Here is an 11267-nt window from a genome sequence, read left to right as displayed (position 1 = left end):
CGTCAGCTCCCGGTGAAGTGGGGGGCCCGCTTCTCCAGGAACGCCTCGACCGCCTCGCGGTGGTCGGCGGTCCGCCCCAGCTCGGTCTGCAGCCGGGCCTCCAGTGCGAGGGTGTCCTCCAGGGAGTCGGTGGCCGCGGTGGCGAGCACGGTCTTCAGCGCGCGGAACGCGGCGGTGGGGCCGGCGGCCAGCCGGGCGGCCAGGGCCTGCGCCTCGGGCAGCACCTGCTCGGGCTCGACGACGCGGTGCACCAGGCCCCACATGGCGGCGGTCTCGGCGGGGAAGGCGTCCGGGAGCAGCAGGATCTCCGCCGCCCGCGAGCCGCCGACGCAGTGGACCAGCCGCGAGGCCAGCGCGGAGTCGCTCGACAGCCCGATGCCGGCGAAGGCGGTGGTGAACTTCGCGCCGGCCGCGGCGATCCGCAGGTCGCCGGCGAGCGCGATGCCCATGCCGGCCCCGGCGCAGGCCCCGTTGACCGCCACCACGACCGGCACCCGCAGCGCGGCCAGGGCCAGCACCAGCGGGTTGTACTCCTCCTCGACCACCGACAGCGACGTCGCGGCGTCCCCCTTCAGGGCCTCCACGTGCTGGGCGAGGTCCTGGCCCACGCAGAACGCCCGGCCGGTGCCGGTGAGCACGATGGCCCGCACCGACGCGTCCGCGCCCACCTCCCGGACGACGTCGAGCAGCTCGCGGCGGGACTGGTGCGTGAGCCCGGCCCGCAGCATGGTGATCGTGGCGACGCCGCCGGCGTCCTCGCGGGTCACGGTCTCGGGCATGGTCGCCCCACCTCGTCTCTGGTCGATGCGCGTGCGCGGCACGGCGGGATCGCGCGATCTCGTACGGCCTCCGCGGCGGGAGCGTACGAGATCGCGCGATCCCGACCGGGCGGGTCAGCCGGCGGCCGGCTGCGCGGTCGCGGACCGGTCCCGCAGCTCCCGGCGGAGGATCTTGCCGGTCACCGTCTTGGGCAGCTCGTCGACGATCTCGACCTGCCGCGGGTACTTGTAGGCGGCCATGCGCTCCTTGCAGTGCGCGATGAGCTCCTCCGCCGTCACGTCGGCGCCCGCCTTGAGGCTGACGAACGCCTTGACGGTCTCCCCGCGCTTCTCGTCGGGCACGCCGACGACCGCGGACTCGCGGACGGCGGGGTGCTCGGCCATGACGTCCTCGACCTCCCGCGGCCAGACCTTGTACCCGGAGGCGTTGATCATGTCCTTCTTGCGGTCGACGATGAACACCCAGCCCTCGGGGCTCATGAACCCGACGTCGCCGCTCTTGAGGGCGCCTCCGGGCAGGCTGGCCGCCGTCTCCTCGGGCTTGCCCCAGTAGCCGGGGACGACCTGAGGCCCGTCGGCGACGATCTCGCCGACCTCGCCCAGCGGCAGGTCCTCGCCGTCGTCGTCCTGGATGCGGACGACGGTGCTCGGCGCCGGCACCCCCACCGACAGCGCCCCCGAGGTGGGGTCGACCGGGGACGGCGAGCCGAACGGCGTGACCGTCATCGGCGACGTGGTCTCGGTCAGGCCGTAGGCGTTGTGCACCTGGACGCCGGTGGCCTCCAGGAACGCCTTCTCGGCCGTCGGTGAGATCGCCGCGCCCCCGGAGTAGACGGAGGTGAACGAGGCGAAGTGGTCGCGGGTGGAGCCCGGCGCGTGGAGCAGCGCGTTGAACGCCGTGATGGCGCCGATGGTGAACGTCGGCCGGTGCTCGAGGAAGGCGTCGAGGACCACCTGCGGCTCGAACCGGTAGGCGAGGACCAGCGGAGCCGGCACGAGCATGCTCACCGCGATGTGCCCGATGAGCCCGGTGATGTGGAACAGCGGGGCGATGCCGAAGATCGCGCCGTCCCGCCCCGCCCGCGCCCAGTCCCGGTAGACCTGCGCGGTGAACACCACGTTCCGGTGGGTGTTCATCGCGCCCTTGGGCACGCCCGTCGTCCCGGAGGTGTAGGTCAGGAACGCGACGTCGTCCGGTCCCAGCCGGACCGGCGGCGGCTCCTGCCCGCGGTGCTGCTCGACGAACTGCAGGAAGTCGGTCGTGCCCTCGTGCCGCTGCCGCCGCGTCGCGGCGAACAGCCGCGGGTCGTCGCGGGTCTGGAACTCGAGCTCGCTGGTGGTGAGGACCAGGCGCACGTCGGTGTCGGGCACGACCTCCCGCGCGACCTCGTCGTAGAGCGCCTCCAGCGAGACCAGCGCCGTGGCCCCGGAGTCCCTGAGCAGGTGGGACAGCTCCCGCTTCCGGCTCATCGGGTTGATGGAGACCATGACGCCGCCGGCCTTCCAGGTCGCCACCATCGCGATGACGAACTGGGGCACGTTCTGCAGGTACACGGCCAGCCGGTCCCCGGCCGCGAAGCCGTTGGCCAGCAGCCCCGCGGCCAGGGCGTCGCTGAGCCGGTCCAGCTCCCGGCGGGAGAGGGTGCCGTCGAAGTACTTCAGGGCGTCACCGTCGGGGTCCCGGGCGAGCCCGGCACGGAACACCTCGAGCGCGTTGTCGAACTCGATCTCGTAGTCGGCCGGCTGCCCCTCCTCGTAGAGGGCCAGCCACGGCCGGTCGGTGTAGGTGGGCATCTCACGAGCCTGCCCTTCGGCTGCTCGCACATCGAGCTGGGGGACTTCTCGGCCGACACCGGGGGCTCCGAGGCCGCCGTCCAGGCGCTGCGGCCCTCCCTGGAGGAGGCCGCCCCGACCTGGTCGCGGAGGTCGACGAGCGGTCCGCCGACACCGAGGCGGAGCTGGAACAGCACCGGTCCGGGGACGGTTGGCTCCTCTACGACCAGCTCACCAGGAGCAGTTGCGCGGCCTGAGCGACAGCATCACCGCGCTGACCGAGTCCGTCAGCCAGGTCGCGGCGGTCGTCCCCGACCGCTGACGCCGGCAGTGAGAGAGCCATGAGCGAACCGACGTCCCCTGCCCGCGGCCTGTCCCGCCGCCGACTGCTGGGCCTGGTCGGCGCCGGCACCGCGGGGGTGGTCGCGGCCGGGGCCGCCGGCGGGGCGATCGGCCGCGCCACCGCCGACGGCCCGGACGCCGGGAGTGCGGCCGTCGGCACCGACGTCGTCGAGTTCACCGGCGCCCACCAGGCCGGCATCGTCACCCCGGCGCAGGACCGGCTGCACTTCGTCGCCCTCGACGTCACCACCGACAGCCGCGACGAGCTGGTCGAGCTGCTGCAGGCCTGGACGGCGGCCGCGCGGCGGATGACCGCGGGGCAGGACGCCGGCCCGGTCGGCGCGGTGGACGGCGGGCCGTTGGCGCCGTCGGACGACACCGGCGAGGCGCTGGGCCTGTCCGCCGCCCGCCTGACGCTGACGATCGGCTTCGGGCCGACCCTGTTCGCCACCGCGGACGGCCGCGACCGGTTCGGGCTGGCCGCCCGCCGTCCCGAGCCGCTGGTCGAGCTGCCCGCGTTCGCCGACGAGACGATCGACCCGGCGATCAGCGGGGGCGACCTGTGCATCCAGGCCTGCGCCGACGACCCGCAGGTCGCGGTGCACGCCGTCCGCAACCTGGTCCGCATCGGCGCGGGCCGGGTGGGCGTCCGCTGGTCGCAGCTCGGGTTCGGCCGGACGTCGTCCACCTCGACCGCGCAGGCCACCCCGCGCAACCTCATGGGCTTCAAGGACGGCACCGCCAACCTCAAGGCCGAGAACGCCGGCGCGCTGGACCGGTTCGTGTGGGTGGCCGACGGCGACAGCGGCGCGGACTGGCTGGCCGGCGGCTCGTACCTGGTGGCCCGGCGGATCCGGATGCACGTCGAGGTCTGGGACAGCTCCAGCCTCGACGAGCAGGAGCAGACGTTCGGCCGGACCAAGGGCGAAGGCGCCCCGCTGGGCCAGGAGCGGGAGTTCGACCCGGTCGACTTCACCACGCGGGTGGACGGCGGGTCCGCCATCCCGGAGACCTCGCACGTCTTCCTCGCCCACCCGACCAACTCCGGGACGGCGATCCTCCGGCGCGGCTACAGCTTCGTCGACGGCTCCGACGGCCTCGGCCGGCTCGACGCCGGGCTGTTCTTCATCGCCTACCAGCGCGACCCGGAGACCGGGTTCGTCCAGGTGCAGCGCAACCTGCGGCTGGACGAGCTCAACGAGTACATCCGGCACACCTCGTCGTCGGTCTTCGCCTGCCCACCGGGCGTCCGGGACGCCGACGACTGGTGGGGGCGCGCCCTGTTCGAGCCGTGACCGAGATGTGACGGACCGTCCCCACCAGATGCGCCTCTGACCTGGGAGGATGGACCCCGGGCGGCTGGCGCCCGGGTCGTCCGGTCGCACCTCCCGGTGCCCACCGCGACACGCCCGGGATGCGGTCGGCGGTCCGATGTGTGTGTAGTCGGGGTGGGCGCGGGACATCCAGACCTGGGGGGACGCCGGCGCCCCCGGGCCGAGGACCAGGCAGTGTCGGGCAGGCGAGGGGTGAGCCACCGTGGTGGAGCCGGGTCGGCAGTCCCTCGGGGACCGCTACGAGCTCGCCTCGCTGATCGCCGCCGGTGGCATGGGTCAGGTGTGGCGGGGCGTGGACGCCCTGCTGGGCCGGCCGGTCGCGGTGAAGGTCCTCCGCAGCGAGTACACCGGTGACCCCACCTTCCGGGCGCGGTTCCGTGCCGAGGCGCAGCACGCGGCGGCGCTGAGCCACCCCAACATCGCCGCCGTCTTCGACTACGGGGAGACCGAGGCCGCCGACGGCAGCGGCGAGACGCTGGCCTACCTGGTCATGGAGCTGGTCGATGGCGAGCCGCTGTCGGCGGTGCTGCGCCGGGAGATCCGCCTCGACGCGTCGGCCACGCTCGACGTGCTGCAGCAGACGGCCTCCGCGCTGGCCGAGGCGCACCGGGTCGGCCTGGTGCACCGGGACGTCAAGCCCGGCAACATCCTGGTCCGCGGCGACGGCAGCGTGAAGATCACCGACTTCGGCATCGCCTGGTCGGCCGGCAGTGTGCCGCTGACCCGCACCGGCCAGGTCATCGGCACGCCGCAGTACCTCTCACCCGAGGTCGCCGAGGGCCACCACGCGATGCCCGCCAGCGACGTCTACGCGCTGGGCCTCGTCGGTTACGAGTGCCTCACCGGACACCCGGCCTTCGACGGCGACAACGCCGTCACCATCGCGCTCAAGCAGGTGCGGGAGGAGCCCGCGCCGCTGCCCGAGGACCTGCCCGGCGAGGTCCGCACGCTCATCCGGCGGGCCCTGTGCAAGAACCCCGCGGCCCGCATCCCGGACGGCGCGGCGTTCGTCGCCGCCGTCGAGGACGTCCGCGCCGGCCGCCCGCAGCCGGAGCCCCCGCCGACCTGCGCCGTCCCGCTGCCCCCGCCGCCGCCCCGGTCGACCGGCGACCAGCCGGCCGTGCCCACCCCGCGCGCCGGCAGCCCCGCGGTCGCGCGCACCAGCAGCCCGCCGACGCCGCGACGGCGCGGGGCGGCCGCCCTGCTCGTGCCGCTGCTGGCCCTGCTGCTGGGCGCCGGCACCGCGGGCGCGGTGTTCATCGCCGTCGCCGGGGACGACAGCCCGACGCCGGTGGTCGCCGCCCAGACCGACGACGCGCCGATCGTGCTCGACGCCGCTGACTACGTGGGCCGCCGCGTCGACGAGGCGGCGCTGTCCCTGGCGGCGCTGGGGCTGCTGGTCTCGCGGCAGGAGGAGGTCACCGCCGACGCCGTCCCGGGCCTGGTGACCGCCCTCGACCCGGCCGGGGTGCCGCTGCGGGCCGGGGACGAGGTGGTCGTCGTCTTCGCCGTCGCGCCCGAGACCTCCCGCGCGCCGGGCCGCAGCTCCGCGGTGGTGTCCAGTGGCGGGGGCGAGCGTGCGGCCGCGCCGCCGGTCGAGCCGGAGCAGACCCAGACCCAGACCCAGACGACGACGCCGACGCCGTCCCCGTCGACCACCGTGCCCACCACGACGCCCGCGCCGATGCCAGGGGCCACAGCGACCCCGACGACGACCGCGCCCACGACGACACCGCCGCCGACGACGACCGCGCCGTCGACCGCCACCGGCTCGCCGTCGACCGCCACCGGCTCGCCGTCGACGTCCACCTCGACCGCGGCGGCGTCGTCCTCGGCGTGGCAGGGGGACGACGACTGACCGCTGCCGGCGGGGGTCCGGACGGTCGCGGCCCCGGGCGGCCCGGGGCTCCGGCCCAGCCGCCCGGGGCGGCCTAGGCCGAAGGGCGGGGGGCCGCCGAGATGTCGGGTGCGGGACCCGGTGGCAGGCTGGGTCGGCCGGGACGGTCGAGGACAGGGGGGCGCGAGTGGTCGAGCCGGAGCAGCGCACGCTCGGCGACCGCTACGCGCTGGAGGGGCTGCTCGCCACCGGCGGGATGGGTCAGGTGTGGCGGGCACGCGACCTGCTGCTCGACCGGACCGTCGCGGTCAAGGTGCTGCGCAGCGAGTACACCGGCGACCCGACGTTCCTCGCCCGCTTCCGCGCGGAGGCCCAGCTCACCGCCCGGCTGGTGCACCCGAACATCGCCGCGCTGCACGACTACGGCGAGGGCACCTCGGCCGCCGGTGAGGCGCTGGCCTACCTGGTCATGGAGCTGGTGGAGGGCGAGTCGCTGTCGGTGCTGCTGGCGCGCGAGGGCCGGCTGAGCCCGGAGCGCACCCTCGACGTCGTCGGCCGGACCGCCGACGCGCTGGCCGCGGCGCACGCGGCCGGCGTGGTGCACCGCGACGTCAAGCCGGGGAACGTGCTGCTGGGCGACGACGGCAGCGTGAAGATCACCGACTTCGGCATCGCCTGGTCGGCCTCCAGCGTGCCGCTCACCCGCACCGGCCAGGTGGTGGGCACCGCGCACTACCTCTCCCCGGAGCAGGCGGCCGGTGCGAAGGCCGGCCCGGCCAGCGACGTCTACGCGCTCGGCATGATCGCCTACGAGTGCCTGGCCGGTCGCCGCGCGTTCGACGGAGACAACCCCGTGCAGATCGCCCTGGCGCAGGTGCGCGACGAGCCCGACCCGCTGCCGGACGACGTCCCCGGGCCGGTGCGCACCCTCGTCGCCCACGCTCTGGTCAAGGACCCCGCCCGCCGGTTCCCGGACGGCGCCGCGTTCCGGGACGCCGTCGACGACGTCCGGGCGGGCCGGGCGCTGCCGCCGGCGCCACCGCCGACCGCGGCGTTCCCGGTGCTCGCAGCGCCCGCCCCGCGCCGCCGCCGGCTGCTCGTGCCGGTGGCCGCGCTGCTGGTCGGTGCGGGGATCGGCGTCGGGGCGCTCGAGGTCACCGGCGGCGAGGCCGTGGTGCCCGTGGCCGCGGCCGACCCGGGCACCGGCTCGGCCGCACCCGAGGACGACGGCGTGCTCCTGACCGCCGGGCCCTATCTGGGCCGGCCGGTGGACGAGGTGGAGGCGGAGCTCGCCGCGCTCGGGCTCCGCGTCCAGCGCGCACCGGAGGAGCGGGCCGACGTCCCGGCCGGGCTGGTGACCGGGTTGGGGCCCGTGGGCGCGCTGGCCCGTGGTGACCTCGTGACGGTCTCCGTGGCGGTGGCAGCGGCGGTGGCCCCGCCCGCCGAGCCGGTGTCCCCGGCGCCGGCCCCTCCGGCGGTGCCGGTCGATGTGCTGCCGGTCGATGCGGTGCCGGTCGGCTCGGTGCCGGCCGAGGAGGCGCCGACCGGTACGGATGTCGGGTCGTCCGGGTCCGGGCCGGGTGGTGGGGACGTCGCCGCGGGCGTCCCGGCCGGTGGGGACGCCCGCGACCGGGACGCGGGGGACTCGGACGAGGCCGGCGACTCCGGGGGTGCCGCGGACGACGAGTGGGACGAGGAGGCGAACCCGGGCAACGGGAACTCCGGCGGCAACAACGGCAACGGGAACGGCGGCGGGAACGGGAACGGCGGCGGGCACGGCAAGGGCGGCGGGCACGGCAAGGGGAAGAACCGCTGACGCCGTCCGGCGGCTCCCCGCGTGGGCGGGGTGCCGGTCGCCTCAGTCGCGACGGGTCGGGGCGGCGATCCAGACGGCCGCGCCCAGCGCGGCCAGCGCGGCGGTGAGGAGGAAGCCGCGGTCGCTGTCGGCCCGCGGGAGCACGACGAGCACCCAGAACGCGGCCACGCCGGTCAGCCCGCCCGCGGCCACCTTCCACGCGGTGCCCGCGCCCAGCCGCCCGCCGAGCAGGCGGCCGGCCGAGGGCAGCAGCCCGAGCAGGGTGGCCAGCGTGGCGAAGGTCGACCACAGCGGCACCGTCGTCCAGAAGCCGTCGGTGCCGAACGGCAGCGCCAGGCCGAGCTGGAGGAGGACGAGGCTCACGACGACGAGGCCGGTGCCGGCCAGCGCGGCGCGCTGATCCGGGGTGCGCGGCGCCCGCGGGGCCTTGACCGGGACCGGCGGCGGAGGCGTGCCGACGCCGGGCAGGCCGGGGACCAGGTCGACCGGACCGGTCGGCTGCACGGGCTGCTCGGTCGCCACCGGCTCGACGGCCGAGTGGACGTCGGGCCGCGGGAGCTGCTGCGTACCGGCCGTCGTGGCCCCGCCCACCGGGATCTCCTGCGTGCCCGAGGGGGCGACGGGCTGGGGGCTGGTCGTCGGGTGGCTCACGGTTCTCCTCGCTCACGCGTGCCGGCTCAGCGGCAGCGGACCAGTTCGTCCCCGGCACGGTAACGGCGGGCGCGGGCACGGCCCGGGAGGTGACGCGGCGGGTCCGGCGGCCGTCCGGCGCGTCGTGCGCCTCGGGCGTGGCGCCCGTCCGGAGCTTCGCGGATGACGCGCGCGGCGGCCGTCCGGCGCTTCGGGGGCGGCGCCTCCGGGTGCTCACTATGGTCGGCCGGGTGGGTGCGAGCGCAGGGATCGTCGTCACCGGTACCGAGGTCCTCACCGGGCGGGTGAGCGACCGGAACGGGCCCTGGCTGGCCGAGCAGTTGCGGCTGCTGGGCGTGGACGTCGGCACCGTGCTCGTGGTGGGCGACCGGCCGGACGACCTGCGTGCCGCGCTGCGCTTCCTCTCCGGCGCGGACCTCGTCATCACCACCGGCGGGCTCGGACCCACGGCCGACGACCTCACCGCCGAGATCGTCGGGGAGGTGCAGGGCCGGCCGGTCGAGCTGGACCCGGAGGTGGAGCGGCACGTCGCCGCCATCGTCGAGGGCCTCATGAACGGCCGCGGGTTCCGGGCCGACCCGGAGGCCACCGCCGCCGGCGTCCGGAAGCAGGCGATGGTGCCCTCCGGTGCCACGGTGCTGCCCCCGGTCGGGACGGCGCCGGGACTCGTCGTCCCGCCGGCGGAGGGGCGCGGCGGTCCGCCGGTCGTCGTCCTGCCCGGGCCGCCGGCCGAGCTTCAGGGCATGTGGCCTGCTGCGCTGGCCGACGAGCGGGTGCAGCGGGCGCTGGCCGGCCGGAGCGAGCTCCGGCAGGAGACGGTGCGGCTGTGGGGGACGCTCGAGTCGCAGCTGGCCGCGACGCTCCGGGAGCACGAGTTCCCCGACCTGGAGATCACCACCTGCCTCCGGGAGGGCGAGCTGGAGATCGTGACCCGCTTCGGGCCCGACGCCCAGCCGGCCTACGACCGCCTCGTGGACGTGGTGCGGGCGGCGCACGGCGAGCACCTGTTCTCCACCGGACCGACCGTGGACGACCTCGTGGCCGGGGCGCTCGGCGACCGCGGGCTGACCGTCGCGACCGCCGAGTCCTGCACCAGCGGGCTGCTCGTGGCCCGGCTGACCGAGCGGCCCGGCTCCTCGGCGTGGGTGCTCGGCGGGGTCGCCTCCTACGCGAACTCGGCCAAGGAGGCGCTGGTCGGCGTCCCGGCGGAGATGCTGGAGCAGCACGGCGCGGTCAGCACCCAGGTGGCGGCGGCGCTGGCCGAGGGCGCGCGGGAGCGGTTCGGCGCCGACGTCGGCATCGGCATCACCGGCATCGCCGGACCCGGCGGGGGGGCGCCGGACAAGCCGGTCGGCACCGTGCACCTGTGCGCGGTCGGCCCGGACGGGCGGCAGCCGCGGTCGGTCGTGCTGCCCGGGTCGCGGTCCGCGGTGCGCCAGCGTTCGGTCACCCTCGCGATGCACATGCTCCGGCAGCTCCTGCTCGGCGGCCCGCCCGCGTGACCGCGCTGACCCTGCACGCGACGGGTCCGGGAGCACCCGCCGAGGTGTGGGAGCGCTACGCGGTGCCGGCGCGCTGGCCGGAGTGGGCTCCGCAGATCACCGGTGTGGAGGTCCCCGTCGCGCGGCTGGCCACCGGGGCGCGCGGCCGGGTCCGGGGTCCCCTCGGCCTCGCGCTGCCCTTCGTCGTCGACTCGGTGGACGAGGTGACCCGGCGGTGGTCCTGGACCGTGTCGGTGGGCCCGGCGCGGCTGCGGCTCCTGCACTGGGTGGCCGAGGGCCCGGACGGCGGCAGCACGACCGGGCTGCGGATCGACGGCCCGGCGCCGCTGGTGCTGGGCTACGCGCCCCTGGCGCGCCTCGCGATCGGCCGGCTGGTCCGTCGGGCTCGCTGAGCGGCCGACCCGCGCCCCGCGAACGGCGTCCTGCGCAGCCCGACTGTGCTTCGCGCGGCCACCGTCTGGCGACGGGCGCAGCGAACCGCCTCCTCCTGCGCCGGCACTCATGCGGCGGTGAGCAGGGGTGGGCTGATCACGATCTCGGTGCCGTCGGGTCGCCAGGTGCGCCAGCGGCCGTCGGGTTGGCGGTGCACGCGGAAGCCGTGGTGGACCTTGGTGTGGTGGCGTTCGCACAGCAGCGCGGAGTTGGCCAGGGTGGTCTGGCCGCCGTTGATCCACTCCAGAACATGGTGGACGTCGCACCAGAAGGTGGGCGCCTGGCAGCCGGTGAACACACATCCCCGGTCGCGGGCCTCCACCGCCTTGCGCAGGTGCGGGGGCACGACGCGTTTGTCCCGGCCGAGGTCGAGTGGGGTGCCGTCGGGGGTCATCACGATCCGGGAGACGGCCGCGTCGCAGGCCAGCCAGCGGGCGCGGGCGGCGGAGATCGCGGTCCCGGAGCCGGTCTCCCCGGCGCCGGGGGCGGCCTTCGGGTCGATCAGGTCGGCCAGGTCCACCCGGACGATCACGTGCGGCTTGACGGTGCGCAGCACCGGCAGCCCGCCGGCGGCCAGCTGCAGGTCGCACAGCTGCACCAGCGCATCGCCCAGCTGCTGGGCGCGGGTGCGGGTGTCCCCGGCCGCGCGGCCGGCCTGCACCAGGGCCTCCAGGGCGGTGCAGAACCTCTCCCCGCCCACGGCGTCGAGCTCGACCCGGGCGGTGAGGCCGCCGTCGGCGTGCCGGGCGAGCCACACCGCGCGGGCCTCGGTGGGATCGGGCTCGGCCCCGTCGGGCTCCA

The 11267-nt window shown here is 76.2% G+C and carries 9 protein-coding genes; 5 read left to right on the top strand and 4 right to left on the bottom strand.

All coding sequences use genetic code 11. From position 1 onward, the window contains the following. Window positions 1–2: 2 nt before the first annotated feature. Together ACI78Q_RS20680 and ACI78Q_RS20675 are read right to left on the bottom strand one after the other, a co-directional pair. Window positions 3–779, bottom strand: a complete 777-nt coding sequence (locus ACI78Q_RS20680; RefSeq protein WP_456925335.1) for an enoyl-CoA hydratase-related protein — start codon at window positions 777–779, stop codon at window positions 3–5. Window positions 780–893: 114 nt separating this feature from the next. Continuing rightward, window positions 894–2573: an AMP-binding protein gene (locus tag ACI78Q_RS20675; RefSeq protein ID WP_456925334.1), complete on the bottom strand. Its 1680-nt coding sequence runs from the start codon at window positions 2571–2573 to the stop codon at window positions 894–896. Between the two features lie 320 nt (window positions 2574–2893). Between ACI78Q_RS20675 and efeB the strand changes: the two genes are divergently transcribed. The 3 genes from efeB (at window position 2894) to ACI78Q_RS20660 (ending at window position 7881) form a co-directional block, all read left to right on the top strand. Beyond that, a complete protein-coding gene (gene efeB, locus ACI78Q_RS20670) occupies window positions 2894–4189 on the top strand; it encodes an iron uptake transporter deferrochelatase/peroxidase subunit (protein ID WP_456925333.1) in 1296 nt (431 codons plus the stop codon). Between the two features lie 241 nt (window positions 4190–4430). Continuing rightward, window positions 4431–6086, top strand: coding sequence for a serine/threonine-protein kinase (locus ACI78Q_RS20665; RefSeq protein WP_456925332.1), 1656 nt, complete (start codon window positions 4431–4433; stop codon window positions 6084–6086). A 166-nt stretch (window positions 6087–6252) separates the two neighbouring features. After that, entirely contained in the window at window positions 6253–7881 is a 1629-nt protein-coding gene (locus ACI78Q_RS20660; protein WP_456925331.1) for a protein kinase domain-containing protein, read from the top strand. A 42-nt stretch (window positions 7882–7923) separates the two neighbouring features. Here the strand turns inward: ACI78Q_RS20660 and ACI78Q_RS20655 are convergent, their stop codons facing one another. Then, the gene (locus ACI78Q_RS20655) at window positions 7924–8532 is read right to left on the bottom strand and encodes a hypothetical protein (RefSeq protein ID WP_456925330.1); all 609 of its coding nucleotides are present in this window, start codon (window positions 8530–8532) and stop codon (window positions 7924–7926) included. Window positions 8533–8762: 230 nt separating this feature from the next. Here ACI78Q_RS20655 and ACI78Q_RS20650 point away from each other — a divergent pair, with 230 nt between their 5' ends. Further along, a complete protein-coding gene (locus tag ACI78Q_RS20650; protein ID WP_456925329.1) occupies window positions 8763–10034 on the top strand; it encodes a competence/damage-inducible protein A in 1272 nt (423 codons plus the stop codon). After that, on the top strand, window positions 10031–10426 hold the full coding sequence (locus tag ACI78Q_RS20645; RefSeq protein ID WP_456925328.1) for an SRPBCC family protein: 396 nt from the start codon (window positions 10031–10033) through the stop codon (window positions 10424–10426). Before ACI78Q_RS20650 ends, ACI78Q_RS20645 begins: the two co-directional genes overlap by 4 nt. 107 nt (window positions 10427–10533) lie before the next feature. Here the strand turns inward: ACI78Q_RS20645 and ACI78Q_RS20640 are convergent. Next, window positions 10534–11267, bottom strand: a 734-nt coding sequence (locus tag ACI78Q_RS20640; protein ID WP_456925327.1) for a DUF222 domain-containing protein, incomplete at its 5' end; no start/stop codon positions are given.

It is taken from the genome of Geodermatophilus sp. SYSU D00705 (assembly GCF_054050135.1).
The sequence above is the reverse complement of the archived record's forward strand: the minus strand, read 5'-3'. Positions and strand labels throughout refer to the sequence as shown.